25 protein-coding genes are annotated in these 25,559 nt (G+C 73.7%); 13 read left to right on the top strand and 12 right to left on the bottom strand.

Annotated elements, in window-relative coordinates:
- Positions 1–2: 2 nt before the first annotated feature.
- Positions 3–1,238, top strand: a complete 1,236-nt coding sequence (locus IE316_RS18345) for a cation:proton antiporter (protein ID WP_190205471.1) — start codon at positions 3–5, stop codon at positions 1,236–1,238.
- 59 nt (positions 1,239–1,297) lie between these two features.
- Here IE316_RS18345 and IE316_RS18340 read toward each other — a convergent pair whose 3' ends face one another.
- Positions 1,298–1,708, bottom strand: a complete 411-nt coding sequence (locus tag IE316_RS18340; RefSeq protein WP_190205470.1) for a pyrophosphohydrolase domain-containing protein — start codon at positions 1,706–1,708, stop codon at positions 1,298–1,300.
- Positions 1,709–1,832: 124 nt separating this feature from the next.
- Between IE316_RS18340 and IE316_RS18335 the strand changes: the two genes are divergently transcribed.
- Positions 1,833–2,828 carry a TAXI family TRAP transporter solute-binding subunit gene (locus IE316_RS18335; RefSeq protein WP_190205469.1) on the top strand — a complete coding sequence of 332 codons (996 nt, stop codon included), beginning with the start codon at positions 1,833–1,835 and terminating at the stop codon, positions 2,826–2,828.
- On the opposite strand, the gene IE316_RS18330 is transcribed toward IE316_RS18335, so the two are convergent.
- Both IE316_RS18330 and IE316_RS18325 read right to left on the bottom strand, forming a co-directional pair.
- Positions 2,825–4,222 carry a sensor histidine kinase gene (locus IE316_RS18330; RefSeq protein ID WP_190205468.1) on the bottom strand — a complete coding sequence of 466 codons (1,398 nt, stop codon included), beginning with the start codon at positions 4,220–4,222 and terminating at the stop codon, positions 2,825–2,827. The genes IE316_RS18335 and IE316_RS18330 overlap by 4 nt on opposite strands.
- A 9-nt stretch (positions 4,223–4,231) precedes the next feature.
- Positions 4,232–4,918: a response regulator transcription factor gene (locus IE316_RS18325; RefSeq protein WP_190205467.1), complete on the bottom strand. Its 687-nt coding sequence runs from the start codon at positions 4,916–4,918 to the stop codon at positions 4,232–4,234.
- 297 nt (positions 4,919–5,215) lie between these two features.
- Here IE316_RS18325 and IE316_RS18320 point away from each other — a divergent pair, with 297 nt between their 5' ends.
- The 8 genes from IE316_RS18320 (at position 5,216) to IE316_RS18290 (ending at position 11,676) form a co-directional block, all read left to right on the top strand.
- Positions 5,216–5,992 carry an amino acid ABC transporter ATP-binding protein gene (locus IE316_RS18320; protein WP_190205466.1) on the top strand — a complete coding sequence of 259 codons (777 nt, stop codon included), beginning with the start codon at positions 5,216–5,218 and terminating at the stop codon, positions 5,990–5,992.
- 165 nt (positions 5,993–6,157) lie between these two features.
- Positions 6,158–6,997, top strand: a complete 840-nt coding sequence (locus IE316_RS18315) for a glutamate ABC transporter substrate-binding protein (protein WP_190205793.1) — start codon at positions 6,158–6,160, stop codon at positions 6,995–6,997.
- A gap of 84 nt (positions 6,998–7,081) precedes the next feature.
- Positions 7,082–7,747 carry an amino acid ABC transporter permease gene (locus IE316_RS18310; RefSeq protein WP_190205465.1) on the top strand — a complete coding sequence of 222 codons (666 nt, stop codon included), beginning with the start codon at positions 7,082–7,084 and terminating at the stop codon, positions 7,745–7,747.
- Positions 7,744–8,634, top strand: a complete 891-nt coding sequence (locus tag IE316_RS18305; protein ID WP_190205464.1) for an amino acid ABC transporter permease — start codon at positions 7,744–7,746, stop codon at positions 8,632–8,634. The genes IE316_RS18310 and IE316_RS18305 overlap by 4 nt, the downstream gene beginning before the upstream one ends.
- A 176-nt stretch (positions 8,635–8,810) precedes the next feature.
- The gene (locus IE316_RS18300) at positions 8,811–10,493 is read left to right on the top strand and encodes an FAD-dependent monooxygenase (protein ID WP_190205463.1); all 1,683 of its coding nucleotides are present in this window, start codon (positions 8,811–8,813) and stop codon (positions 10,491–10,493) included.
- Positions 10,494–10,619: 126 nt separating this feature from the next.
- Positions 10,620–10,667 carry a hypothetical protein gene (locus IE316_RS36260; protein ID WP_365319592.1) on the top strand — a complete coding sequence of 16 codons (48 nt, stop codon included), beginning with the start codon at positions 10,620–10,622 and terminating at the stop codon, positions 10,665–10,667.
- A 77-nt stretch (positions 10,668–10,744) separates the two neighbouring features.
- Positions 10,745–11,278, top strand: a complete 534-nt coding sequence (locus IE316_RS18295) for a cupin domain-containing protein (RefSeq protein WP_190205462.1) — start codon at positions 10,745–10,747, stop codon at positions 11,276–11,278.
- Positions 11,269–11,676 (top strand): rhodanese-like domain-containing protein, encoded by a 408-nt coding sequence (locus IE316_RS18290; RefSeq protein ID WP_373311242.1) that lies wholly within the window; start codon positions 11,269–11,271, stop codon positions 11,674–11,676. The genes IE316_RS18295 and IE316_RS18290 overlap by 10 nt, the downstream gene beginning before the upstream one ends.
- A 112-nt stretch (positions 11,677–11,788) precedes the next feature.
- Here the strand turns inward: IE316_RS18290 and recX are convergent, their stop codons facing one another.
- The 4 genes from recX to IE316_RS18270 all read right to left on the bottom strand — a co-directional run bounded on the left by recX (position 11,789) and on the right by IE316_RS18270 (position 15,616).
- On the bottom strand, positions 11,789–12,709 hold the full coding sequence (gene recX, locus IE316_RS18285) for a recombination regulator RecX (protein WP_190205460.1): 921 nt from the start codon (positions 12,707–12,709) through the stop codon (positions 11,789–11,791).
- Positions 12,710–12,712: 3 nt separating this feature from the next.
- The gene (gene recA / locus IE316_RS18280; RefSeq protein WP_190205459.1) at positions 12,713–13,840 is read right to left on the bottom strand and encodes a recombinase RecA; all 1,128 of its coding nucleotides are present in this window, start codon (positions 13,838–13,840) and stop codon (positions 12,713–12,715) included.
- Positions 13,841–14,065: 225 nt separating this feature from the next.
- Entirely contained in the window at positions 14,066–15,361 is a 1,296-nt protein-coding gene (locus IE316_RS18275) for an AI-2E family transporter (protein ID WP_190205458.1), read from the bottom strand.
- Positions 15,362–15,421: 60 nt separating this feature from the next.
- The gene (locus IE316_RS18270) at positions 15,422–15,616 is read right to left on the bottom strand and encodes a DUF3046 domain-containing protein (protein ID WP_190205457.1); all 195 of its coding nucleotides are present in this window, start codon (positions 15,614–15,616) and stop codon (positions 15,422–15,424) included.
- 79 nt (positions 15,617–15,695) lie between these two features.
- On the opposite strand from IE316_RS18270, the gene IE316_RS18265 reads away from it, so the two are divergent.
- Complete coding sequence (locus IE316_RS18265) at positions 15,696–16,631, top strand: hypothetical protein (protein ID WP_190205456.1); 936 nt, start codon at positions 15,696–15,698, stop codon at positions 16,629–16,631.
- A gap of 3 nt (positions 16,632–16,634) precedes the next feature.
- Here IE316_RS18265 and IE316_RS18260 read toward each other — a convergent pair whose 3' ends face one another.
- Genes IE316_RS18260 through IE316_RS18250 form a run of 3 tightly spaced genes read right to left on the bottom strand, consistent with a single transcriptional unit; the run spans position 16,635 to position 18,516 of the window.
- Positions 16,635–16,943 carry an AzlD domain-containing protein gene (locus IE316_RS18260; protein WP_190205455.1) on the bottom strand — a complete coding sequence of 103 codons (309 nt, stop codon included), beginning with the start codon at positions 16,941–16,943 and terminating at the stop codon, positions 16,635–16,637.
- The gene (locus IE316_RS18255) at positions 16,940–17,653 is read right to left on the bottom strand and encodes an AzlC family ABC transporter permease (RefSeq protein ID WP_190205454.1); all 714 of its coding nucleotides are present in this window, start codon (positions 17,651–17,653) and stop codon (positions 16,940–16,942) included. Before IE316_RS18255 ends, IE316_RS18260 begins: the two co-directional genes overlap by 4 nt.
- Positions 17,626–18,516 carry an AraC family transcriptional regulator gene (locus tag IE316_RS18250; RefSeq protein WP_190205453.1) on the bottom strand — a complete coding sequence of 297 codons (891 nt, stop codon included), beginning with the start codon at positions 18,514–18,516 and terminating at the stop codon, positions 17,626–17,628. Before IE316_RS18250 ends, IE316_RS18255 begins: the two co-directional genes overlap by 28 nt.
- 117 nt (positions 18,517–18,633) lie before the next feature.
- Between IE316_RS18250 and IE316_RS18245 the strand changes: the two genes are divergently transcribed.
- Positions 18,634–23,613: an ATP-dependent helicase gene (locus tag IE316_RS18245; protein ID WP_190205452.1), complete on the top strand. Its 4,980-nt coding sequence runs from the start codon at positions 18,634–18,636 to the stop codon at positions 23,611–23,613.
- Positions 23,614–23,631: 18 nt separating this feature from the next.
- Positions 23,632–24,474, top strand: a complete 843-nt coding sequence (locus IE316_RS18240; RefSeq protein ID WP_190205451.1) for an Fpg/Nei family DNA glycosylase — start codon at positions 23,632–23,634, stop codon at positions 24,472–24,474.
- A 77-nt stretch (positions 24,475–24,551) separates the two neighbouring features.
- Here the strand turns inward: IE316_RS18240 and IE316_RS18235 are convergent, their stop codons facing one another.
- On the bottom strand, positions 24,552–24,836 hold the full coding sequence (locus tag IE316_RS18235; RefSeq protein WP_190205450.1) for a hypothetical protein: 285 nt from the start codon (positions 24,834–24,836) through the stop codon (positions 24,552–24,554).
- A gap of 82 nt (positions 24,837–24,918) precedes the next feature.
- Positions 24,919–25,389: a Dps family protein gene (locus IE316_RS18230; protein ID WP_190205449.1), complete on the bottom strand. Its 471-nt coding sequence runs from the start codon at positions 25,387–25,389 to the stop codon at positions 24,919–24,921.
- Positions 25,390–25,559: the final 170 nt, after the last annotated feature.

Here is a 25,559-nt window from a genome sequence, read left to right as displayed (position 1 = left end):
CGGTGCACTCCTCCGCGGTACTGCTGATCGAGTTCGGTTCCATCATTCTCGGCCTCGGCCTGCTCGGGCGGTTCGCCGGCCGCTTCGGGCTCTCCCCGATCCCGCTGTACCTGCTGGCCGGGCTGGCGTTCGGGGAGGGCGGGCTGCTGCCGCTGGGCGCGAGCGAGGAGTTCGTCGCGACCGGCGCCGAGATCGGCGTCATCCTGCTGCTGCTGATGCTGGGCCTGGAGTACACGGCCGGCGATCTGGTCACCAATCTGAAGTCGCACTATCCGGCGGGCGTGGTCGACTGCGCGTTCAACGCGCTGCCGGGCGCGGTGGCGGCGCTGCTGATGGGCTGGGGTCCGGTGGCCGCCGTCGTGCTGGCGGGCGTCACCTGGATCTCGTCCTCCGGTGTGATCGCCAAGGTGCTGGGCGACCTGGGGCGGGTCGGCAACCGGGAGACCCCGGTGATCCTGAGCGTGCTGGTCCTGGAGGACCTGGCGATGGCGGTGTACCTGCCGATCGTCACGGCGCTGGTGGCCGGGGCCGGGCTGATGACCGGCAGCATCACCCTGGCCGTCGCGCTGGGCGCGGCCGGTCTGGTGCTGTTCGTGGCGGTGCGGTACGGGCGGCTGATCTCGCGGTTCGTCTCCAGCGACGACCCGGAGAAGCTGCTGCTGGTGGTGCTGGGGCTGACGATCCTGGTCGCGGGCGTGGCCCAGCAGCTCCAGGTGTCGGCCGCGGTGGGTGCCTTCCTGGTGGGCATCGCGCTGTCCGGGGAGGTCGCGGAGGGCGCGCACACGCTGCTCAGTCCGCTGCGGGACCTGTTCGCCGCGGTGTTCTTCGTCTTCTTCGGGCTGCACACCGACCCGGCGAGCATCCCGCCGGTCCTGCTGCCCGCCCTCGCGCTGGCCGTCGTCACCGCGCTGACGAAGATCGCCACGGGGTACTGGGCGGCGCGGCGGGCCGGGATCTCCGTCAAGGGGCGCTGGCGCGCGGGCGGGGCGCTGGTGGCCCGCGGCGAGTTCTCCATCGTGATCGCCGGGCTGGCGGTCACGGCCGGCATCGAACCGTCCCTGGGCCCGCTGGCCACGGCGTACGTGCTGATCCTGGTCATCGTGGGTCCGCTCACCGCGCGGTACACCGAGTCCGTGGCGTCCCGGCTCTCCCGGCGCCGGAGCGACCCCGACCGCCGCCCGGACGCGCCGGAGAACGTGCCGCAGGCGGCCGAGGCGGGGGCGTCGGCGGACGCCTGAACCGGACGCCGGCGGCCCCGCACGCCCCGGGAGGTCCGAGGCCGGGCCCGGCGCCCGCCTCAGACCTCCGCGGGCGCCGGTGTCCATCCCTGCCCGCGCAGGACACCGGCCACGTCCGGTGCCTCGTAGTGCTCCCCCTTGAGGACCTTCCCGTCGGCTCTGCGGGCGACCTGGCCGTCGGGGCCGAGCTTGGTCATGTTGGAGCGGTGCACCTCGGCGATCACCGCGTCGAGGTCGATGCCGTGGACCAGGGCCGTGCCGTACGCGACGTAGACCACGTCGGCCAGCTCGTGCGCCAGCTTGTCCAGGGGGCCGTCGGCCGACACCTCGGCCACCTCCGCGGCCTCCTCGGCGAGCAGCCGGGCGCGCTGGGCGGCCAGCTCCGGCGGCACCCGCGTCGGGGTACTGCGGACGTCCAGCCCGAAGGCGTGGTGGAAGGCACGGACCAGGTCGGCGGGCGAAGCACTCATACGCACGACTCTAAAGACCACCACTGACAACACCGCCCACGCCCGAACATCCGTGCCCACCGGCTCCCGGGCGGTGGGTCCCGGCCCTGGTCAGGCGGGCCTCCCGACTGGCAGGATCGCGCCCATGTCCACGCTGTTGTCCCGTACCGGCGGGCACCGGGCGCTGACGGCCGCGGCCGCCGGCGCCGTCGTGCTGGGCCTGCTGCTGTGGTGGCTGCTGCCGCTGGGCGAGAAGCCGCCGGGCGGCACGGTGACGTTCAGCACGGGCACCCGCGCGGGCGTCTACCAGAGGTACGGCGAGATGCTGCGCACCGCGCTGCGCGAGGACATGCCGGGACTGAAGGTGACGCTGCGCACCAGCGCGGGTTCGCAGGAGAACGTCGAGCGGGTGGCGAGCGGCGAGGCCGACTTCACGATCGCCGCCGCCGACGCGGTGGAGACGTACACGTACCAGGAGCGGCCCGGCTCCGGGCAACTGCGCGGGGTCGCCCGGCTGTACGACGACTATGTGCAACTGGTCGTCCCCGTCGACTCGCAGGTGCACTCGGTCGCCGATCTGCGCGGCAAGCGGGTCGCCGTCGGCCTGCCCGACTCGGGGGTCCGGCTGATCGCCAACCGGCTGCTGCGCGCGGCGGGCCTCGACCCGGGCAAGGACATCACGCCCCGGTCGTACGGCATCGACACCGGGCCGAAGCGGCTCGGGCACGACATCGACGCCTTCTTCTGGTCGGGCGGGCTGCCGACGGACGGGCTGCGGCAGATCGCCGACACGCCGTCCTTCCGGTTCGTGCCGATCGGGGAGGACCTCGTCGCCGCGCTGCACGACCAGGGCGGCGCCACCCGGTACTACCGCGCCACCAGCATCCCGCAGTCGGCGTACCCGACGGTCCAGAACACCGCCGCGGTGCCGACCATGGCGGTGGCCAACCTGCTGGTGACCCGGGACGACGTGGATCCCCGGCTCACCGAGTGGCTGACCCGGACGGTGATCGAGAGCCGGGACGGCATCGGCAAGCACGTGCACTCCGCCCAGTTGGTCGATCTGCGCACCGCGATCTACACCGACCCGGTCCCGCTGCACGAGGGCGCCCGGCGCTACTACGCGTCCGTCAAGCCTTAGGGCCGTTGCCTCGGCACGGTCACCGTCACCTTCAGGCCGTGCGGCGTGTGGTGGTCGAAGGCGAGGGTGCCGCCGCCCGCCGCGAGCAGGGCCCGGCAGATGGACAGGCCGAGGCCGGAGCCCTTGACGTTCTGGTGGCGGCCGCTGCGCCAGAAACGGTCGCCCACGCGCGCGAGTTCCTCGTCGGTGAGACCGGGCCCGCGGTCGGTGACGACGACGGTGGACGCGGTGCCGTTGGACGCGACCGCGACCCGCACGGTCTCGCCCTCCGGCGTGAACTTCACCGCGTTGTCGATGACCGCGTCCAGCGCGCTGGACAGCGCCACGGGGTCGGCCCACGCGGTGACCGGCGGACAGTCCCCCACCAGGCGTACGCCCTTGGCCTCGGCGGTGGGCGCCCAGGCGGCCACCCGCTCGGCGGCCAGCGCGCCGATGTCGGTGATCTGGAGGTCGGCCTCGGTGTGCTCGGCGAGCGCCAGGTCCAGCAGGTCGTCCAGGACGCGGGCCAGGCGCTTGCCCTCGGCCTGGACGGAGGCGATCTCCTCGTTGCCCTCGGGCAGTTCCAGGGCGAGCAGCTCGATGCGGAGCAGCAGCGCGGCCAGCGGGTTGCGCAGTTGGTGGGAGGCGTCGGCGACGAAGGCGCGCTGCTGCTCCAGCACGTCCTCCACGTGGTCGGCCATCTCGTTGAACGAGCGGGCCAGCCTCCGCAGTTCCGGCGGTCCCCCGGAGGAGGCGACCCGGGACTTCAGGCGGCCGGTGGCGATGTCGTGGGTGGTGGCGTCCAGCACCCGTACCGGCCTGAGCACCCAGCCGGTGAGCCGCAGGGCGGCGCCGACGGCCAGCAGCATCGCGGCGATCTCGCCGGCGCCGATGACCAGCCAGCCGTGCAGGATCCGGGAGCGCATCGCGCCGGTCGGCGAGTCGGTGACGACGGCGGCGATCACGTCCCCGTCCCGGATCACCGGCGAGGCGACCACGAGCCGGCCCCGCTCCCAGGGCCACACCTGCTCGGGGTCGTGGCTGCGCCGGCTGAGCAGCGCCTCGTCGAAGGCGTCCCGCACCTCGCCGGTCCGCGGGAGGAACCAGGTCGTCGGGGCGTTGGCCATGGGGATGTCGTCGGTGTAGAAGACGGCCGCCCGGATGCCGTAGACCTCGTAGTAGTTGATCAGCTCGCTCTGCAGGGTCGCCAGGCGCTCGCTGGGCGTGGTGCGCGACCCGGAGGGCGCGTCGCCGACGAACTGGGCGAGCGCCGCGAAGCGTGCCGTGTCGTCGATGCGGTCGACGACGACCCGTTGCTGCTCGGCGCGGGCGACGCTGACGGCGAGCGGGACGCCGAGCGCGAGCAGCACGGCCGCCATGAGGACGATCAGCAGCGGCAGCAGACGGGTGCGCACCCGGGCCCGCTAGGCGGCGGGGGCGACGAGCCGGTAGCCGACGCCCCGTACGGTCTCGATCAGCGCCGGCATCCGCAGCTTGGCCCGCAGGGAGGCGACATGCACCTCCAGGGTGCGTCCGGTCCCCTCCCAACTGGTGCGCCAGACCTCGCTGATGATCTGCTCCCGGCGGAAGACCACCCCGGGGCGCTGGGCGAGCAGTGCCAGCAGATCGAACTCCTTGCGGGTCAGTTGGACGACCGAACCGTCCACGGTCACCTGGCGGGTCGGCAGCTCGATGCGCACCGGGCCCAGGCGCACCTCGCTCTCGGCGGCGCCCGGCGCGTCCTCGTGGACGGTGCGCCGGCTGACGGCGTGGATCCGGGCGAGCAGTTCCCCGGTGTCGTACGGCTTGACCACGTAGTCGTCGGCGCCGAGGTTGAGGCCGTGGATGCGGGAGCGGACGTCGGCGCGGGCGGTGACCATGATGACGGGGGTGCTGGTGCGCTTGCGGATCTTGCCGCAGACCTCGTAGCCGTCCTGGTCGGGCAGGCCCAGATCGAGCAGGACGACACCGAAGCCGTCGCTCTCCGGGACGAGCGCCTGGAGGGCCTCCTCGCCGCTGCGCGCGTGGGTGACGTCGAAGCCGTGGCGGGCCAGGACCGCGGACAGGGCCGCGGCCACATGGTTGTCGTCCTCGACGAGCAGCAGTCTCATCCGGGCCCCCTTCGGTTCATCGGCCGTACGCTCGGGACGGGTAGAAAACGGGTGGAGCACGTGCCCACGCGCGCGTGCCCTGTGCAGTGACGCTGATGGACAGGGACGGCGTCAAGGGGGTTCCGGTTGCCGATCGCCCGAAGTTATCCGGCCGATATGCGCCCTGCTCACAAGTGCTACGACTCGTGTCCGATTGCTACCGGATCGTGATGCTCAGATTCCCCTCAGATGTAATGACGCAGGTCGCGGGTGGTAACTACTGTCCTCCGAAACCGAGGAGGACGGAGCCTGAGAGCGATGACCGAAGTATCGGTGGCCAAGGAAGACGTGGCCGCGACCGGCGACCTGGTCGTCTTGAAGAGCGTCAACAAGCACTTCGGCGCGTTGCACGTGCTCCAGGACATCGATCTGACGATCGCCCGCGGTGAGGTCGTCGTGGTGATCGGACCCTCGGGGTCCGGCAAGTCCACCCTGTGCCGCACCATCAACCGCCTGGAGACCATCGACTCCGGCACGATCACCATCGACGGGAAGCCGCTGCCCGAGGAGGGCAAGGCGCTGGCCCGGCTGCGGGCCGACGTCGGCATGGTGTTCCAGTCCTTCAACCTCTTCGCGCACAAGACGGTGCTCGAGAACGTCACCCTGGGCCAGATCAAGGTCCGCAAGGCCGACAAGAGCAAGGCCGAGGAGAAGGCCCGGGCCCTGCTGGACCGGGTCGGCGTGGCCGCGCAGGCGGACAAGTACCCCGCGCAGTTGTCCGGCGGCCAGCAGCAGCGCGTCGCCATCGCCCGCGCGCTGGCCATGGACCCGAAGGTCATGCTGTTCGACGAGCCCACCTCGGCGCTCGACCCGGAGATGATCAACGAGGTCCTGGAGGTCATGCAGCAACTGGCCCGGGACGGCATGACGATGATCGTCGTCACCCATGAGATGGGCTTCGCCCGCTCGGCCGCCAACCGGGTGGTGTTCATGGCGGACGGCCGGATCGTCGAGGAGGCCGTGCCGGACCAGTTCTTCAGCAATCCGCGCAGCGACCGTGCCAAGGACTTCCTGTCGAAGATCCTGCACCACTGACGCCCGCCCCCTGACGCCCCGCCCCCGCCAGTCCGGCGGCCGAGGGCTCCGGCGGGGCCCGCCGCCGGGGCCCGGGCCCGCCCCAGGGCTTGCTCCCGGCGGCCCCGCGTCACCCGCCCTTGACGGCCCGTCTGATCGTCCGATCACAGTCAAAGGATGTCCACCATGAAGCTCCGCAAGGTCACCGCCGCCTCGGCCGCCGTCCTCACCCTCGCCCTCACCGCCACCGCGTGCGGCTCCGACGACGGCGACGACGGCGGCTCCTCCTCCGGCGGCGGCAAGAAGATCACCATCGGCATCAAGTTCGACCAGCCGGGCCTGGGCCAGAAGACCCCGCAGGGCTACGCCGGTTTCGACGTGGACGTCGCCACGTACGTCGCCAAGAAGCTCGGCTACTCCGAGGACCAGATCGAGTGGAAGGAGTCGAAGAGCGCCGACCGCGAGACCATGCTGCAGCGCGGTGACGTCGACTTCATCGCCGCCACGTACTCGATCACCCCGGAGCGCCAGGAGAAGGTCGACTTCGCCGGCCCGTACCTGCTCGCCCACCAGGACGTGCTGATCCGCGCCGACGACGACTCGATCAAGTCGCCGGAGGACCTCAACGACAAGAAGCTGTGCTCGGTGACCGGCTCGACCTCGGCGCAGAACGTCAAGGAGAAGCTGGCGCCCAAGGCCCAGCTCCAGCAGTACCCGACGTACTCCGCGTGTCTGACCGGTGTGCAGAACAAGGCCATCGACGCGCTGACCACCGATGACTCGATCCTCGCCGGTTACGCCGCCCAGTCCCAGTTCAAGGGCAAGTTCAAGCTCGGCGGCTTCAAGATGACCAACGAGAACTACGGCATCGGCCTGAAGAAGGGCAGCGACCTCAAGGACAAGATCAACGACGCGCTGGAGGCCATGGTCTCCGACGGTTCGTGGCAGAAGGCCGTGGACGCCAACCTCGGCCCGGCCGGCTACAAGAACGACCCCGCGCCGAAGATCGGCGAGATCAAGAGCTGAGGCAACGCCTGACAGGGTGCGCCGTCCCGGGTGCGGGGCGGCGCACCGGGGCGGGCCTCCCTACACGCGGAAGCGCGGGAGATCGTGTTCGACTTTCTTGAAGACTACGACCTGCTCGGGGCCTTCTGGACGACGGTGCAGCTCGCTGTGCTCTCCGCCGTCGGGTCCCTGATCTGGGGCACCCTGCTGGCCGCCATGCGCGTCGGCCCGGTGCCGCTGATGCGCGGTATCGGGACCGCGTACGTGAACATCGTGCGGAACATCCCGCTCACCGTCATCATCCTGTTCACGTCGCTCGGCCTGAACAACACGCTGGGCGTCACCCTCGGTTCGAACGAGATCGAGACGACCAACTTCCGGCTCGCCGTCCTCGGTCTGGTCCTCTACACCTCGGCCTTCGTGTGCGAGGCGCTGCGCTCCGGCATCAACACCGTGCCGGTCGGCCAGGCGGAGGCCGCCCGCGCGATCGGGCTGAGCTTCGGCCAGGTGCTGAGCCTGGTGGTGCTGCCGCAGGCGTTCCGCTCCTCCGTCGTACCACTGGCCAACGTCCTGATCGCCCTCATCAAGAACACCACGGTGGCCGCCGCGATCGGCGTCGCCGAGGCGGCGCTGCTGATGAAGGAGATGATCGAGAACGAGGCGCAGTTGCTGCTGATCTCCGCGATCATCGCGTTGGGCTTCGTGATTCTGACGCTGCCGACCGGCCTGATCCTGGGCTGGGTGGGCAAGAAGGTGGCGGTGAAGCGATGAGCTCCGTTCTCTACGACGCCCAGGGGCCCCGCGCCAAGCGGCGCAACGTCGTCCTCACGGTCGTCTTCCTGGCCGCCGTGGTCGCCGTGGTGTGGTGGGTGATCAGCACCCTGAAGGACAAGGGCCAACTGGAGTGGGTCCAGTGGGAGATGTTCTTCACCAGCACCGAGCCCTGGTCGACGTACATCTGGCCCGGTCTGGAGAACACCCTCAAGGCCGCCGCGCTGGCGATGGTCATCGCGCTGCCGCTCGGCGCCGTCCTGGGCATCGCCCGGCTCTCCGACCACGCCTGGGTCCGCATCCCGGTCTCGATCGTGGTGGAGTTCTTCCGCGCCATCCCCGTACTGGTGCTGATGATCTTCGGGCTGGCGCTGTTCGCCGAGTACACCAACGTCAGCTCCGACGACCGCCCGCTGTTCGCGGTCGTCACCGGCCTGGTGCTCTACAACGCCTCCGTCCTCGCCGAGATCGTCCGCTCGGGCATCCTGGCCCTGCCCAAGGGCCAGTCCGAGGCGGCCATGGCGATCGGCCTGCGCAAGAACCAGCTCATGCGGCTCGTCCTGCTCCCGCAGGCGGTCACCGCGATGCTGCCGGCCATCGTCAGCCAGCTCGTCGTCGTCCTGAAGGACACCGCCCTCGGCGGCGCCGTCCTCACCTTCCCCGAGCTGCTCGCCTCGGCCAACACGATGAGCGGCTACTACGGCGCCAACGTGATCGCCAGCTTCACCGTGGTCGCCGTGCTCTACATCGCGCTGAACTTCGCGCTGACGAGCTTCGCGAGCTGGCTGGAGCGGCGGCTGCGGCGGGGCAAGAAGTCGACCGGGGCGGTGCTCCCGGCCAACGACAACCAGCCGAACGCCGGAGCGGGTGCCGGACCCGGCATCTGACACCCGGTCAACTCGTGTGACCATTTCCGGAGGCAGTGGCATGATCGCCGCTGCCTCCGTCACTTGACGCAAGCAGCGGCAATGGGTTGCATACGTTCTGTGATCGTGCACCCTGCTCCAACATCCTGTTCACCTGTGTCCCCCGGGACGCCGCACCGAGCAGGGGGCGCCGCGCCGTGGACCCGGTGATCATCGTGGGGGCGGGGCCCGTCGGGCTCACGCTCGCGCTGGCCCTGGCGCGTCAGGAAGTGCCCTGTGTCGTCCTGGACGAGGGCCCGGGCAAGGACGAACCGCGCCCCGCGCGCACCGTCGTCCTGCCCGAGGACACCGTCACCCTGCTCGAACGGCTCACCGGCGCCCCGCTCGCCCGGGCCGGCCTGCGCTGGGCCGGATGGCGGTCGATGCGGCGCAAGCAGGTGACGCGCGAGATCACCCTCGACGACACCGAGCCCGCCCCGCTGCACCTCGCCCAGCACGTGCTGACCGGCGCGCTGCGCACCGCCCTGGCCGGCGAGCCGCTGGTCAAGGTCGCCGTGAACGCCCGCCTGGACACCGTCGAACAGGAACCCTCCGGCGTCACCGCCCACACCCGCGGCCCCGACGGCACCTGGTGGCGCGGCAGTTACCTGGTCGGCTGCGACGGCCCGCGTTCGACCGTGCGCAAGCTCCAGGACATCCGCTTCCCCGGCCGTACGGCGGTGGAACGGCACGCCGTCGCCGCGCTGCGCGTGGAACTGCCCTGGGGTGAAGAAGCGTTGCTGCACCGGTCCCCGCCGTGGCGTACGGCGGGCCCGTCGGCGGGCGAGGTCACGGCCCGGCCGCTGCCGGGCGGCGTCTGGCGCCTGGACTGGCTGCTGCCGCCGGGCAAGGACCTGGTCACGCCCGACCTGCTGGTGACCCGGGTCCGCGAAACCCTCGGCGGCTGGAACGGCGGCACGGTGCCCTCGTACGAGCTGCTCGACACCGGCGTCCACACCGTCCACCACCGGCTCGCCCGGCGCTGGCGCAACGGCCGCGTCCTGCTCGCCGGAGACGCGGCGCACCTGCTCGGCGCGCTGGGCACGCAGGGCCTGGTGGAGGGGTTGCGGGACACCGACAACCTCGCCTGGAAACTGGCCCTGGTCTGGCACCAGGGGCCGCACGACGCCCTCCTCGACAGCTTCCAGGCGGAGCGGCGCGCGGCCGTCGCCGCCAAGCTGCGCGCCGCCGACCAGGCGCTGCCGCTGCTGCGCGGGGGCGGCGGACTGCGCGGGTACGTCCCCGGCGCGGCCCGTGGCCAGGAGGCGTTGCTCACGGACAGTCACCTGGGGCGCGGCGCGCTCGGTGCGCCGGGGGCGTACCCCGATTCGCCGCTCGCGCCTCCGCACCTCGACGGGGAGGTGCCCGTCGGCACCCCTCCGGGGGCGCTGGTCGAGGACGTGCGGGTCACGGCGGAGGACGGCACCTTCGTACGGCTGCGCGACCGGCTCGGGCGCGGGGCGCTGCTGGTGGTGCTGATCGCGCCGGGCACGGGGGTGTGGGAGCGCAGGCACTGGGTGTCCGCCGGGGTGATGCCCCGGCTGGCCGCGGCGGTGACCGCGCTGCCGTGCCGCGCGGAACTGCTGGTCGCCGAGAGCTACCCGGGCGCCGCCGCGCACACCGTGCTGCTGGTGCGGCCCGACGGTCACCTGGTCACGGCGCTGGGCGGGGTGCGTCCGGCCGACCTGTACACGGCGGCCCAGGCGACGCTGGGCGGGGCGGAACAGGTGAAGGCGGGGGCAGGCGCGGGCGCGGGGGCGGCCTCGGCGGGAGCGGCAGCGGGCTCGGGGTCTGGTCCGGGTTCCGGTCCGGGTCCTGGGTCGGGATCGCGCTCGACCTGAGGGACGGTGGGGTGACTCACCGTAGCCGGAGGTCCGCTCGGCGACGGTGAGTTGACCGGTCCGCACCGTCATGGTGTACTCCGGACCGTGACCGACACCGATGTGCGCCTGTGGCGGAGGGTCCATATGGACCTCGTCCGCTACGCGGGCTGCGTGTGTCGCACGTCCTGCTGAATTCGCCTCATTTCCCTCCACGCGCGCCGCTTTCCGCTGCCGCGCGCTCCCGCGAACTCTCCTTCAGGACGGTAGCCGTGTCTGTCCCCGCTTCTTCCACCTCCCCCGCCCCGGTCTCCGCACCCACCCAGGCCGAACTGCTCGCCTTCGCGCAGCGGATCGCGGCCGACGCGGAGCTGATCGCCTCGCTCCCCCTCGACCCGGAGGGCCGCACCTGGGTACGGCTGGACGGTCCCGGCGGCAGCGAGGCGTGGCTGATCGGCTGGCCGCCCGGCACGGGCACCGGCTGGCACGACCACGCCGACTCGGTGGGCGCCTTCGTCACCGCGGCCGGCGAACTCAAGGAGCACGCCCTCGCCGCGCGGCTCCCCACGGACGGCTGGCGGACCCTCGAACTGTCCGACGGTGTGGACCGGCACCGCACACTGGCCGCCGGGCAGGGCCGCGCGTTCGGCCGGCACCATGTGCACGAGGTGCTCAACGAGTCCCCCGACCGGCACGCCGTCTCGGTGCACGCCTACTACCCGCCGCTGCCGCAGATCCGCCGCTACAGCCGCACCGGGCAGATCCTCCGGCTGGAGCAGGTCGAGCGCCCCGAGGACTGGCAGTGAGCGAGCGACGGGGACCCGTCGGCATCGACGCGCTGCTGGAACGCGTCCGCCAGGGCTACATACGCGTCGGCCCGCGCGAGGCGTACGAGGCCGCCCGGGCCGGGGACGCCCTCCTGGTGGACATCCGGTACGCCGCCCTGCGCGAGAAGGACGGGCTGATCCCCGGCGCCCTGGTGATCGAGCGCAACGAACTGGAGTGGCGGCTGGACCCGCAGGGCAGTCACCGCGTCCCCGAGGCCACCGGCCATGACGTACGGGCCGTCGTCATCTGCAACGAGGGGTACGCCTCCAGCCTCGCGGCCGAGTCCCTGCACCGCCTGGGGCTGCGCCGGGCCACCGATCTGATCGGCGGGTTCCAGGCGTGGCGGGCGGCGGGGCTGCCTGTGGTGGCCGCCTGACGGGCACGTCGGGCTCGGCAGGCACGGTCGGGGCCGGCGCCGGCATGTCGGGGCCGGCGCACGCAGTCGGCCCCAGCGTGCGGCGGTCGGAGCCGGCGGGGGCGCGGCGAGGTCAGAACGGCTCGTCGTCCAAGAACTCCGTGTCCTCGCCCTCCTCCTCCAGTGCCTGCCGGACCACCCGCAGGGCCATGCCCTCGGAGTAGCCCTTGCGGGCGAGCATCCCCGCGAGCCGGCGCAGCCGCTTGTCGCGGTCCAGCCCCCGGGTCGAGCGCAGTTTCCGGCCGACCAGCTCCCGCGCGGTCGCCTCCTCCTGCTCGGAGTCGAGCTGGGAGACCGCCGCGTCGATGAGGGTGGAGTCGACGCCCTTGGTGCGCAGTTCCCGGGCGAGGGCGCGCCGCGCGAGGCCGCGTCCGTGGTGGCGGGACTCCACCCAGGCGTCGGCGAAGGCACTGTCGTCGATCAGTCCGACCTCCTCGAACCGGGACAGCACCTCCTCGGCCGCGTCGTCCGGGATCTCCCGCTTGCGCAGGGCGTCGGCGAGCTGCTTCCGGGTGCGCGGGGTCCCGGTGAGCAGGCGCAGGCAGATCGCCCTGGCCTGCTCCACCGGGTCCCGCGGAGGCTCCGCCCGCTCGGCCCTCGACGAGGAAGCGGCGCCTCCGTCCAGATCGGACGGTCCCCCGCGGTCAGGCCGGCCGCGCCGGCGCCGACCGCGCGTGCCGTCCGCGCCCCGGGGCCGGGCGTCACCCCGGCGCGCCCCGGAACCGTACTCGGCATCCCCGTCCGCTTCCCCCGTTCCGTCCGGGTATGCCCCATGTCCCCCGTGCCCCGTGCCGGTGCCGTACGGTCTGTCCGCCCCGTACGGCCCCGAGGGGTCGTGCGCCGGGCCGGTGCCGTCGTCCGACCCGGTGAGGTCACCGCCGTATCCGCTGCCACCCGCCCCGGCGGAGCCCTCGTCGTCCGGTCCGCCCCGTCGGCGCCGGTGCGCGGCGGGGTCCGGGGCGGCGTACTCGGCCCAGTCGGTTCGTCGTGTCACGGGTCAGCTCTTGGCCGCCGCGGCCTTGGACTTGGCGGCCTTGGCCGCGGGGGCGGGCACCGCCGTGGCGGCACCGGCGGCAGCGGCGGCCGGGACGGCGGCGTCCGCGACCGGCTCGGCGGCCGGCTCCTCGGGACGCACTCCGACGCCCAGCTTCTCCTTGATCTTCCGCTCGATCTCGTTGGCGAGGTCGGGGTTGTCCTTCAGGAAGTTGCGGGCGTTCTCCTTTCCCTGGCCGAGCTGGTCGCCCTCGTACGTGTACCAGGCGCCGGCCTTGCGGACGAAGCCGTGCTCCACGCCCATGTCGATCAGGCCGCCCTCGCGGCTGATGCCGTGGCCGTAGAGGATGTCGAACTCGGCCTGCTTGAAGGGCGGCGCGACCTTGTTCTTGACGACCTTGCAGCGGGTGCGGTTGCCGACCGCCTCGGTGCCGTCCTTCAGGGTCTCGATGCGCCGGATGTCGATGCGCACGGAGGCGTAGAACTTCAGCGCCCGGCCACCGGTCGTGGTCTCCGGGGAGCCGAACATCACGCCGATCTTCTCGCGGAGCTGGTTGATGAAGATCGCGGTGGTCTTGGACTGGTTGAGCGCGCTGGTGATCTTCCGCAGGGCCTGGCTCATCAGCCGGGCCTGGAGACCGACGTGGCTGTCGCCCATCTCGCCCTCGATCTCCGCGCGCGGGACGAGCGCGGCGACGGAGTCGATGACGATGAGGTCGAGGGCGCCGGAGCGGACCAGCATGTCCACGATCTCCAGGGCCTGCTCGCCGTTGTCCGGCTGGGAGAGGATCAGGTTGTCGATGTCGACGCCGAGCTTCTTGGCGTACTCGGGGTCGAGGGCGTGCTCCGCGTCCACGAAGGCGACCTGGCCGCCGGCCTTCTGCGCGTTGGCCACCGCGTGCAGGGTCAGGGTCGTCTTGCCGGAGGACTCGGGGCCGTAGATCTCCACGACGCGGCCGCGCGGGAGACCGCCGACGCCGAGGGCCACGTCGAGCGCGGTCGATCCGGTGGGGATGACCTCGATGGGCTCGTTCGTCCGGTCGCCCATGCGCATGACCGCGCCCTTGCCGAATTGCCGTTCAATCTGTGCGAGAGCGGCGTCCAGGGCCTTCTCGCGGTCGGTTCCTGCCATGGGTTCCACCCGATTTGCTTGAGTCGATCGCTTCACGTCAAAGACGCTAACGCCTGCCACTGACAATGCGCCTCGACGCAGGTCCGGCCTGTGGATAACTCGGGCGCATCTCCGTCCAAACCCAGTCGAATCACCCGTTGTGAGCTCCGGCCGGAGCCTCCATAAGAATGGATGTTCGATTTTCGTGTCAAGCGCGCCCCACGGCACCGCCGAGCCCCACGGGCCTCAGGAAGAGCCGTCCCCCGAGTCCGGGGACCCCTCCGGCTCCCCGGCCGGCCGCCGCTCCCCCTGGCGCCGGTCCCGCAGGCGCCGCGCCCGGGTGAGGAGACCGGGCCCGGAGCCCCCGTCCCGCCGCCCTCGCCGGTGGCCCTGGACGCGGGGGTCGTCCGTGACGGCGTACCGCTTGACGTACGCCCCCAGGAACGCCTGGAGCGTGGCGACCGCCGGGATGGCGATCAGGGCGCCGACCGCGCCGAGCAGCGCGGTGCCGGCGATGACCGAGCCGAAGGCGACCGCCGGGTGGATGTCGACGGTCTTCGACGTCAGCTTGGGCTGCAGCACGTAGTTCTCGAACTGCTGGTAGACCACCACGAAGGCCAGCACCCACAGCGCGTACCAGGGATTGACCGTGAAAGCGATCAGCATCGGCAGCGCGCCCGCGAGGTAGGTGCCGATGGTCGGGATGAACTGCGACACCAGGCCCACCCACACGGCGAGCGCGGGCGCGTAGGGGACGGCCAGGACTTCCAGCAGGACGTAGTGCGCCACGCCGGAGACCAGCGCCATCAGGCCGCGCGAGTACAGGTAGCCGCCGGTCTTGTCGACGGCGATCTCCCAGGCGCGCAGCACCTCGGCCTGCCGCGCGGGCGGCAGCACCGAGCAGAGCGCGCGGCGCAGCCGGGGGCCGTCGGCGGCGAAGTAGAACGCGAACAGCGTGATCGTCAGCAGCCGGAAGAGGCCGCCGAGGACCTGGGCGGACACGTCCAGGACGCCGGTCGCGCTGTTCTGCACGTAGTTGCGCAGCCAGTCGGAGCGGAGCAGGCCCTCCTGGATGTCCACCCGTTTCAGCTCGGTGTGGAAGTGGCTGTTGATCCAGTTGATCACCGAGTCGAGGTAGTCGGGGAAGTCCTCGACCATCTTGACGATCTGGCCCGCGAGCATGGAGCCAAGCAGGGTGACGAACCCGGCGGTGACGATCAGCACGGCGAGGAAGACCAGGAAGGTGGCCAGCCCCCGGCGCATCCCCCGCGCGGCCATCCAGCTCACCGCGGGCTCGATGGCCAGGGCCAGGAAGAACGCGATCAGGATGTTGATCAGCAGGCCGGTGAGCTGGTGGAAGGCCCAACTGCTGAGCTGGAACAGCGCGTAGAGCGTCAGGGCGAGCACCATCGCCCGGGGCAGCCACCGCGGCATACGGGCGGCCGGCCCGGCGGCGCCCCCGGCGGGGGGCCGGGCGGGCGGCACGGGGCCGGAGGGGGATGCCTGCTGGGCCGGCTGCCCGGTCTCGTCAGTGGATGCCACGGAACCAGTCTCGCCCACACCACCGACAGCCGGAGACCGCCCGGCGATCTTCGTGACGGATCAGCGCTTCTCCTGTGGCACGTTCATGACCGAGCACACCACGCGCCACACGTCCTTGGCGTCCCAGCCGGCGTTCAGCGCCTGGTGCACCGTCCGTCCGCCCAGCTCCGTCATCACATGATCGCGCGCGAAGGTGTCGGCGTACCCCGGACCGAAGTGCTCCGCCATCCGCTGCCAGAAGACCGTCAACCGCATGCCTCCAGTATCCCGCCCGCGGGTAAGGGCCGGGGCCGGGCCCGCACCCGGGGCGGCTTCGCGCCCTACGGTCTGACCCATGGCCGAAACCGGAACCTCCCCTCTCCCTCCGACGCCCCTGGCGGACACCGCGCTCGCACGCGCGGAGCGCTTCGTCTGGCTCACCGCGCGGGTGCTGGAGCAGCGCCTGTTCGCGTACCACTTCCGGGGCGGTGACGCCGACCCGGTGGAGGCGGCGCTCGACGCCTACCGCAACGAGGACGGCGGGTACGGCCACGCGCTGGAGCCCGATCTGCGCGGCCCGGTCAGCCGGCCGCAGCACATCGCGCACGCGCTGCGCGTGCTGGACGCCGTGGGCCGCTGCGGCGGGCAGCGCGCGGAGCGCGTGTGCCGGTACCTGACCGCCGTCTCCACCGCGCAGGGGGCGCTCCCGGCGGTCCTGCCCGGCCAGGACGGCTTCCCGTCCGCCCCGCGTGCGGGCGGCCCGCGCGGCGATCTACTCGTCACCGGCCCGGTGGTCGGGCTGCTGCACCGCAACGGGGTGTGGCACGCCTGGCTCTTCCGGGCCACCGACTTCTGCTGGCAGGCGGTGGAGTCGCTGCGGGTCACCCACCCGGACGAGGTCGAGGCCGCGGTGACCTTCCTGGACGCCGTGCCCGACCGCCCGCGCGCGCGGGCGGTCGCCGACCGCCTCGGCCGGCTGGTCCGCGAGCGGCGCCTGGCGGTCCTGGACCCGGACGGCCCGGACGCGGACCCGCTGCCGCGCGGTGACGCGCCGGGCGGGCGCCGCCTCCCGCACGACTACGCGCCGTTCCCGGGCTCCCTCGCGCGCGCGTGGTTCACCGACCAGGAGATGGCGCGGTCGCTGGACTTCCTCGCGGCGGAGCAGCGGCAGGACGGCGGCTGGCCCGCCCGCCGCCCGGAGTGGACGCCGGCCGCCGTCCTTGAGGCACGCCCCAGGGTGACGCTCGACGCCCTGCGGGTCCTGCGGGCGTACGGCCGCCCCGTCGGCTGAGGATCACCCGCCCAGCGCTCGGGTCCCGGCGGTCACCACCACGGCCGCCGCGACGACCAGCAGGAACGGGGCGCGCAGCAGCAGCGCCACGGCCGCCGCGGCGAGCCCCGCGGCCCGCGCGTCCAGCATGAGCGTCCGTCCGTCGGCGAAGGTCTGCTGGGCCGTGAGGGCGGCGAGCAGGGCGACCGGCAACAGGGCGGCGAGCCGCCGCACCAGGGGCCGTTCCAGGGCGCCCGCGGGCACCATCAGGCCGGCCAGCTTGACCGTGTAGCAGCCGACCGCGGTCAGGGCGATGGCGATCCAGGCGTTCACCGGCCCCCCTTCCCCGCGCGGTGGCCCCGGGCCCACAGGACGGCCGGCGCCGCCAGCGCCGCCACCAGCACGGGCAGCCCGGCCGGCAGGACGGGGAGCAGACCGACCCCGAGCACCACGGCGAGCCCGGCGACCAGCCGCTCGACGGCGCCGGTCAGCATCGGCGCGAGCAGCGCCAGGAAGACCGCCGGCCCGGCCGCGTCCAGGCCCCAGGCGTCGGTGTCACCGATCGCCTCGGCGCCGAGCGCGCCCAGCAGCGTGGTGAGGTTCCACAGGACGTACAGGGTCAGTCCCGTGACGGTGAACCCGATGCGGACACCGCGCCGGGTGGGCTGGGCGAGCGCCACCGCGGTGGTCTCGTCGATCACCCACTGCGCGGCGAGCGGCCGCAGCACGCGCGGGAGGGCCAGCAACTGCGACAGCCGCAGCCCGTAGAAGGCGTTGCGCACGCCCAGGAAGAAGGCGCCCGCCGCGGCCGTGAACGGGTTCCCGCCGGCCGCGAGCGCCCCCACGAGCGCGAACTGGGACGCCCCGGTGAACACCAGGAGACTGAGCGCGCAGGTCTGCGCGAGGGTGAGTCCGCCGCCCGTCGAGGTCACGCCGAAGGCGAACCCGGAGAGTCCCACGGCGATCCCGACTCCCAGGGCGTCCCGCACCACGGCGGCGTCCGGCTTGCCGGCGGTCACCGGCTCTGCTGTCTGTTCTGCCACGCCCCGGACGCTAGGCGAGACGCCGGCCGCGCATCTTGTACGTTCTTGCGCTCGCGCTGGTACGCCCCGGGCGGCACGCCCACGATGCGGGTGAAGTGCCGGTTCAGGTGCGGCTGGTCGGTGAAGCCCACCCGGACCGCGGCCTCGGCGGGCGGGATCCCGGCGTCCAGCAGTCGCCGCGCGCGGCGCACCCGGGCGTCCGTCAGCCAGGTGTGGGGCGGCAGTCCGTAGGCGTCGCGGAAGGCGCGCAGCAGCGCGAAGGGGCTGGTGCCGAGGTCGTGGGCGAGCGCTTCCAGGCTGGGCGGCTCGGCCATCCGCTCCTCCAGCACGGCACGCGCGCGTGCGGCGGTCCGGGCCCCGGCCGTGCGCACCTCCCGGCGCGGCAGCGGGCCGCCGTTGAGCCGCAGCAGCCGGGTCACGGCCACCCGCAGCAGGGTGTCGGCGGCCAGCGCGTTGCCCTCGTCGGCGGCGCGCAGCACCCGGTGCACCAGCTCGACGGTGTACGGATCGTCCAGCACCGGCCGGACGAAGCCCGGCGTGCCGCGCAGCGTCGTGGTCTCGGCGGCGATGGCCGCGACCACCTCCGGCGCCGGGTAGACGGCCCCGTACCGCCACCCCTCCGGCACCCCCGCCCGTCCGGTGTGCGGGGTGTCCGGGTTGATCAGCGCGAGCGACCCGGGCCCCGCGTACTGGTCGCCGCCGCCGTGGTGGAAGACCTCCACCCCGTCGGCGATGCCGGCGATCACGAAGGTCTCGTGCGTGTGCCGTACGAACGTCTTGTGCACGTACCGGGCCCGCAGCAGGTCGACCCCGGGCAGTTCGGCGTACCGCCAGTGCCGCGCCCGCTCCGTCCGCCCCGCCATGCCCTCCATTGTCTCGGACCCCGTGCGGCACCCCCGGCCCGCCCTCCCCGACCCGCTCGGACCCCCGCCGGGGCCGCTCCCGGCCCGATTGTCAGTGGCCGGGTGCACGATGGACGCATGGTCAGCTCCGCACACCGAGCCCTCGACGGCTTCTCCCCCGCCACCCGCGGCTGGTTCACGGGTGCCTTCTCCGCGCCCACCGCCGCCCAGGCCGGCGCGTGGCAGGCCATCGGCGAGGGCTCGGACGTGCTGGTGGTCGCCCCCACCGGCTCGGGCAAGACGCTGGCCGCCTTCCTCGCGGCCCTGGACCAGTTGGCCTCGACGCCCCCGCCCGCCGACCCGAAGAAGCGCTGCCGGGTCCTGTACGTCTCCCCGCTCAAGGCCCTCGCCGTCGACGTGGAGCGCAATCTGCGCAGCCCGCTGACCGGCATCCGGCAGGAATCCGTCCGCCTGGGCCTGCCCGAGCCCGAGGTCAAGGTGGGCATCCGCTCCGGCGACACCCCGGCCGCCGAGCGCCGCGCGCTGTCCACCCGCCCGCCGGACATCCTGATCACCACCCCCGAGTCCCTGTTCCTGATGCTGACCTCGGCCACCCGCGAGGCGCTCACCGGCGTGGAGACGGTGATCCTCGACGAGGTGCACGCGGTCGCCGGCACCAAGCGCGGCGCCCACCTGGCGCTCTCCCTGGAGCGGCTCGACGAGCTGCTGCCCAGGCCCGCCCGCCGCATCGGCCTGTCCGCCACCGTCCGCCCGGTCGACGAGGTCGCCCGTTTCCTCTCCCCCCGCCGCAAGGTGGAGGTGGTCCAGCCGCCCTCGGGCAAGGAGTTCGACCTCTCCGTGGTCGTCCCGGTCGAGGACCTCGGCGAGCTGGGCGGCTCCCCGGTCGCGGACTCCGACGACGGAGCGGAGCGCCCGTCGATCTGGCCGCACGTCGAGGAGCGGATCACCGACCTCGTCCAGTCCCATCGCTCCACGATCGTCTTCGCCAACTCCCGCCGCCTGGCCGAGCGCCTGTGCAACCGGCTGAACGAGATCGCCTACGAGCGGGCCACCGGCGAGTCCCTCGGCGAACACCACTCCCCGGCCGAGCTGATGGGCGGTTCGGGCGCCGCCCAGGGCGCTCCGCCGGTGATCGCCCGCGCCCACCACGGCTCGGTCTCCAAGGAGCAGCGCGCCCAGGTCGAGGAGGACCTCAAGGCGGGCCGGCTGCCCGCCGTGGTCGCCACCTCCAGCCTGGAGCTGGGCATCGACATGGGCGCGGTCGACCTCGTCGTCCAGGTGGAGTCCCCGCCGTCGGTCGCCTCCGGCCTGCAGCGCGTCGGCCGCGCGGGACACCAGGTCGGCGCGGTCTCCACGGGCGTGGTCTTCCCCAAGTACCGGGGCGACCTGGTGCAGGCCGCCGTGGTCACCGAGCGGATGCGCACCGGCGCCATCGAGTCCCTGCGGATCCCCGCCAACCCGCTGGACGTCCTCGCGCAGCAGCTCGTGGCGATGACGGCCCTGGACACCTGGCAGGTCGACGACCTGCTCGCCGTGGTCCGCCGCGCCGCGCCCTTCGCCTCGCTCCCGGAGTCGGCCTTCACGGCGGTCCTGGACATGCTCGCGGGCCGCTACCCGTCGGACGCGTTCGCCGAGCTGCGCCCGCGCGTGGTGTGGGACCGCGTGGCCGGCACGGTCACCGGCCGCCCGGGGGCCCAGCGGCTGGCCGTCACCTCCGGGGGCACCATCCCCGACCGCGGCCTGTTCGGAGTGTTCCTCGCCGGTGCCGACCCCAAGAAGGGCGGCGGCCGGGTCGGCGAGCTGGACGAGGAGATGGTGTACGAGTCCCGCGTGGGGGACGTCTTCACCCTCGGCACCAGCTCCTGGCGGATCGAGGACATCACGCGCGACCGCGTCCTGGTCTCCCCGGCGCCCGGGGTGCCGGGCAGGCTGCCGTTCTGGAAGGGCGACCAGTTGGGCCGCCCGCTGGAGCTGGGCCGCGCGCTGGGCGCGTTCCTCCGCGAGGTCGGCTCGCTGCCCGGGGACGACGCCCGGCGGCGCCTGCTCGCCGCCGGCCTGGACGCCTGGGCCGCGGACAACGTCCTGGCGTACCTCGCCGAGCAGCGCGAGTCCTGCGGCCACATCCCCGACGACCGCACCATCGTGGTCGAGCGCTTCCGGGACGAGCTGGGCGACTGGCGGGTGGTGGTCCACTCCCCCTTCGGCGCCCAGGTCCACGCCCCGTGGGCGCTCGCCCTCGGCGCCCGCCTGTCCGAGCGGTACGGCATGGACGCCCAGGTGATGCACGCCGACGACGGCATCGTGCTGCGGCTGCCGGACACCGACCTGATGGGCCTGGACCTCCTCGACCAGGAGCCCCGCAGGGCCGGCACCGAGTACGACGCGGACCAGGCCCCGGTCGGCGCGGCCGACGTCGTGTTCGACCAGGGCGAGGTCAACCAGGTCGTCACCGACCAGGTGGGCGGCTCGGCCCTGTTCGCGGCCCGCTTCCGCGAGTGCGCCGCCCGCGCGCTGCTGCTGCCGCGCCGCAACCCCGGCAAGCGGACCCCGCTGTGGCAGCAGCGCCAGCGCGCCTCCCAGTTGCTGGAGGTGGCGAGCGAGTTCGGGTCCTTCCCGATCGTGCTGGAGGCGGTCCGCGAGTGCCTCCAGGACGTCTTCGACGTGCCCGGACTGGTCGAGCTGATGGGCGACCTGGAGGCCCGCAAGGTCCGCCTGGTGGAGGTCACCACCCCCGAGCCGTCCCCGTTCGCCCGTTCCCTGCTCTTCGGCTACGTGGCCCAGTTCCTGTACGAGGGCGACTCGCCGCTCGCCGAGCGCCGCGCCGCCGCCCTCTCCCTGGACTCCCGGCTGCTGGCCGAGCTGCTCGGCCAGGCGGAGCTGCGCGAACTGCTCGACGCCGAGGTGCTGACCGAGCTGGAGCGCGAGCTGCAGTGGCTCACCGAGGACCGCCGCGTCAAGGACGTGGAGGGCGTCGCCGACCTGCTCCGGCTGCTCGGCCCGCTCACCGACGCCGAGCTGGCCGAGCGGGGCGCCGAGCCCCGGTGGGCGCCGGAGCTGGCCGCCGCCCGCCGCGCGATCAAGGTCCGTATCGGGGGCGCCGACCACTGGGCGGCCATCGAGGACGCCGGCCGTCTGCGCGACGCGCTGGGCACGGCGCTGCCCGTCGGCGTGCCCGAAGCCTTCACCGAGCCCGTCAAGGACCCGCTCGGCGACCTCCTGGCCCGCTACGCCCGCACCCACGGCCCGTTCACCTCGGCCACCGCCGCCGCCCGCTTCGGCCTGGGCGTGGCCGTCACGGACGGCGCTCTGCAGCGGCTGTCGGCGGCGGGCCGGGTCGTCCAGGGCGAGTTCCACCCGGCGGGGATCGGCCAGGAGTGGTGCGACGCGGCCGTACTGCGCCGGCTGCGCCGCCGTTCCCTGGCCGCGCTGCGGCACGAGCTGGAGCCGGTGCCGCCGCCCGCGCTCGCCCAGTTCCTCCCCCAGTGGCAGCACATCGGCAAGGGCCACTCGCTGCGCGGCGTCGACGGCCTGGTGCGCGCCGTCGAGCAGCTCCAGGGCGCGGCCGTGCCCGCGTCCGCCCTGGAGAAGCTGGTCCTGCCGTGCCGGGTGGCGAACTACTCCCCGGCCATGCTGGACGAGCTGACCGCCGCCGGCGAGGTGGTGTGGGCCGGGGCGGGTTCCCTCCCCGGCAAGGACGGCTGGATCTCCCTCTACCTGGCGGACGCGGCCCCGCTGCTCCTGCCGCCGCCGCACCCCCTGGAGACGACCGCCCTGCACCAGTCCGTCCTGGACGCCCTGTCCGGCGGCTACGGCCTGTTCTTCCGGCAGATCGCCGACCAGGTCCGCGCGACCACCCACCCCGAGGTCACCGATCCCCAACTGGCCGACGCCCTCTGGGACCTGGCCTGGTCCGGCCTGCTGACCAACGACACGCTGGCGCCGCTGCGGTCCTTCCTCGGCTCGGGCCGCACCGCGGGCTCCACGGCCCACCGCGCCAAACGCGCGGCCCCGCGCGGGCGGTACGGCTCCCTCACGGCCGCCGCCCGCCCCGCCTCCCGCTCCGGGCCGCCGACCGTGGCGGGCCGCTGGTCGCTGCTGCCGGCCCGCGGGACCGACACCACGGTCCGTGCCCACGCCCTGGCCCGCACGCTCCTCGACCGGCACGGCGTGGTGACCCGCGGCGCCGTCTCGGCCGAGGGCGTCGAGGGCGGCTTCTCCGCCGTCTACCGCGTCCTGTCGGTCTTCGAGGAGAGCGGACAGGCCCGCCGCGGCTACGTGGTGGAGGGCCTCGGCGCGGCCCAGTTCGCCATGGACGGTGCCGTGGACCGCCTCCGCGCGGTGGCCAACGCCCGGGACCGCGGCGACGGACTGCCGGGCGGCGGCCTCGGCGGACCCCAGCCGCCCACCGACGGCTCCGGCGGCTCCCCGGACCCCGACTGGTCCGCCCCGGCCGCCCCCTTCCCCGCCCTGGACACCGACTTCGTCACCCCGGGCGCCACCACCCCCGGCCCGCCCTACTCCAGAGACGAGTACGTCTCCCCCCGGGACTACGCCTCCCCCGGCACCGGCGGCCCCCGCTCCGGCGGCCCCCGCTCCGGCGGCCCCCGCTCCGGCGGCCCCTACTCCGGCGGCCCCTACGGCGGCGGCTTCGCGCCCGGCGGTCACGGCAACGGCTTCCCCGGCCGCCGTACCCGCCCGTCCCCCGCCTCCCGGGCCGTCGTCCTGGCCGCCGCCGACCCGGCCAACGCCTACGGCGCCGCCCTGCCCTGGCCCGAGCCCCCGACCGGCGCCGGACACAAGCCGGGCCGCAAGGCGGGCTCCCTGGTCGTCCTGGTCGACGGTGACCTGGCGCTCTACATGGAGCGGGGCGGCAAGACCCTGCTCGCCTGGCCTTCCGACGCCGACACCCCGGCGAGCGACGACCCCCGTCTGGCCGCGGCCACCGAGGCACTGGCGGAAGCGGCCCGCGCGGGCGCCCTCGGCACGGTCACGGTGGAGCGGGTCAACGGCGCCTCGGCGCTGACGTCCCCGTTCGGCGCCCTGCTGGAGAGCGCGGGGTTCATCGCGACCCCGCGCGGGCTGCGGCTGCGCGCATGACCGAGGCGGGAGGCCCCGATGCCTGAAGGAGACACGGTCTGGCAGGCCGCGCGGCGGCTGCACGACGCCCTCGCGGGCAAGGTGCTCACCCTCACCGACTTCCGCGTGCCCCAGTACGCCACGGTCGATCTCACCGGCCGCACGGTCCTGGACGTCACGCCCCGCGGGAAGCACCTGCTGACCCGCATCGAGGGTGACGTGACGCTCCACTCGCACCTGCGGATGGACGGCTCCTGGCGGATCTTCGAGCCCGGCCGGCGCTGGAACGGCGGCCCCGCCTACCAGATCCGCGTCGTCCTCGGCACCGCCGACCGCACCGCCGTCGGCTACCGCCTGCCGGTCCTCGAACTGCTCCGCGGCGCCGAGGAGCACCGCGCGGTCGGCCACCTCGGCCCCGACCTGCTGGGCCCCGACTGGGACCCCGAGCGGGCCCTGGCGAACGTCCTGTCCGACCCGGTCCGACAGCTCGGCGAGGCCCTCCTGGACCAGCGCAACCTGGCCGGCATCGGCAACGTGTACAAGAGCGAGCTGTGCTTCCTGCTCGGCGTCACGCCCTGGCTCCCCGCGGGCGACCTGCCCGCCGACCGCGCCGCCGCGCTGCCCGCCCTCGCCAAGCGGCTCCTGGAGGCCAACCGGGACCGCCCGGTCCGCAACACCACGGGCCGCCGCGCCCCCGACCTCTTCGTCTACGGCCGCGCCCGGCGCCCCTGCCTGCGCTGCGGCACCCCGATCCGCGTGGCCGACCAGGGCGACGGCTCCCGCGACCGCCCCACGTACTGGTGCCCCACCTGCCAAGCGGGCCCGACCCCGAGCCCCGCACCCCCGCCTCTCCGACAGCACCGCCCTCGCGCGGACGGCTGACCCGCCCCCGGACGACCCCGTCACCAACGCCCGGCCCCTCCCGCCAACGAGGCCGACCCCCACCCCCGTAAGCCCGTCTAACCCCCCTCCTCGCCCCCGTCGCGCCGCTCACCCCCACCGGCCCCCCACACCCTCCGCCACCGCCCCGCCCCCAGCGCCCCGGCCGCCCGCCCCTTGGCCGCGCAGTGCACCGGCAGCAGGCTCAGCCCCCACCCCCCGGCCGCCACCGTCCCTTCCAGCACCCCCGCCCCCGGCGCGAAGGCCAGCCGCAGCACGGCCCACCACCACACCATCCCGAGCCCGACCGCGACCCCCCGGCCGACGACCGGGCCCACCCCCCGCCCGACTATTCGCCCCGGCATGCCCCGCCACCTCCGTCCCCCGGCCCCGGAGCCCACGCGAGCCCCGCGGACCCCGCCCCCGCGCGCCCCGGGAGGACCGGCGTCACCCGTTCTCGGCCTGGAACATCCAGTGCTGCTTCTCCAGATCCCCCGCGACCTGGATGAGGACGTCCTGCGTCACAGGATCCGGCTCCCCGGTGGCGGCGATCCGTTCCCGCATCCGTGCGATGACCGCGCCCAGCGCGTCCACGATCGACCTCACCGCCGCCGAGTCGTCGACCCAGCCCTCCGGCGTCACCCCGATCCCGCTGCCGACGGCCACGGTCGCGGCCCGGCCGTCGGGGGAGACACCCAGCGCGGCGGCGCGTTCGGCGACGGTGTCGGAGTGGGCGCGGGCGGTGCTCACGACCTCGTCGAGCTGGAGGTGGACCGAGCGGAAGCGGGGGCCGACCACGTTCCAGTGGATCTGCTTCGCCACGAGGGCGAGATCGACCAGGTCCACGAGGGCGCCCTGCAACGCCTCGGACACGGTCGCGAGGTTCGCGTCGGACAACGGGCTCTTGACGACGTACATCCACACCTCCGTCGAGCGGCCCCCCGCACATCCCTCCACGATGACCGCACCGCCCTCCACCGGCAAACGCACGGCCGCCCCACGCCCTCCGCCCACCGCACGGCCGCCCCACGCCCCCACGCCCCCACACACACAACGCCCCCGACCCCGCCCCCTCATGCGAAAACCCC

This window comes from Streptomyces fumanus (assembly GCF_014655295.1).
In the GTDB taxonomy this organism is placed as follows: Bacteria; Actinomycetota; Actinomycetes; order Streptomycetales; family Streptomycetaceae; genus Streptomyces; species Streptomyces fumanus.
The sequence above is the reverse complement of the archived record's forward strand: the minus strand, read 5'-3'. Positions and strand labels throughout refer to the sequence as shown.

What these genes read in the sequence shown, in the direction of transcription:
- IE316_RS18270 (WP_190205457.1), bottom strand. Translation starts at nt 15,616, where the DNA reads ATGCGGTTGACGGTCTTCTGGCAGCGGATGGCGGAGCACTTCGGTCCG.
- IE316_RS18250 (WP_190205453.1), bottom strand. Translation starts at nt 18,516, where the DNA reads ATGGCGGGGCGGACGGAGCGGGCGCGGCACTGGCGGTACGCCGAACTG.
- IE316_RS18230 (WP_190205449.1), bottom strand. Translation starts at nt 25,389, where the DNA reads ATGTACGTCGTCAAGAGCCCGTTGTCCGACGCGAACCTCGCGACCGTG.
- IE316_RS18265 (WP_190205456.1), top strand. Translation starts at nt 15,696, where the DNA reads ATGGCCGAAACCGGAACCTCCCCTCTCCCTCCGACGCCCCTGGCGGAC.
- IE316_RS18245 (WP_190205452.1), top strand. Translation starts at nt 18,634, where the DNA reads ATGGTCAGCTCCGCACACCGAGCCCTCGACGGCTTCTCCCCCGCCACC.
- IE316_RS18235 (WP_190205450.1), bottom strand. Translation starts at nt 24,836, where the DNA reads ATGCCGGGGCGAATAGTCGGGCGGGGGGTGGGCCCGGTCGTCGGCCGG.
- IE316_RS18320 (WP_190205466.1), top strand. Translation starts at nt 5,216, where the DNA reads ATGACCGAAGTATCGGTGGCCAAGGAAGACGTGGCCGCGACCGGCGAC.
- IE316_RS18305 (WP_190205464.1), top strand. Translation starts at nt 7,744, where the DNA reads ATGAGCTCCGTTCTCTACGACGCCCAGGGGCCCCGCGCCAAGCGGCGC.
- IE316_RS18340 (WP_190205470.1), bottom strand. Translation starts at nt 1,708, where the DNA reads ATGAGTGCTTCGCCCGCCGACCTGGTCCGTGCCTTCCACCACGCCTTC.
- IE316_RS18315 (WP_190205793.1), top strand. Translation starts at nt 6,158, where the DNA reads ATGAAGCTCCGCAAGGTCACCGCCGCCTCGGCCGCCGTCCTCACCCTC.
- IE316_RS18325 (WP_190205467.1), bottom strand. Translation starts at nt 4,918, where the DNA reads ATGAGACTGCTGCTCGTCGAGGACGACAACCATGTGGCCGCGGCCCTG.
- IE316_RS18240 (WP_190205451.1), top strand. Translation starts at nt 23,632, where the DNA reads ATGCCTGAAGGAGACACGGTCTGGCAGGCCGCGCGGCGGCTGCACGAC.
- IE316_RS18335 (WP_190205469.1), top strand. Translation starts at nt 1,833, where the DNA reads ATGTCCACGCTGTTGTCCCGTACCGGCGGGCACCGGGCGCTGACGGCC.
- recA (WP_190205459.1), bottom strand. Translation starts at nt 13,840, where the DNA reads ATGGCAGGAACCGACCGCGAGAAGGCCCTGGACGCCGCTCTCGCACAG.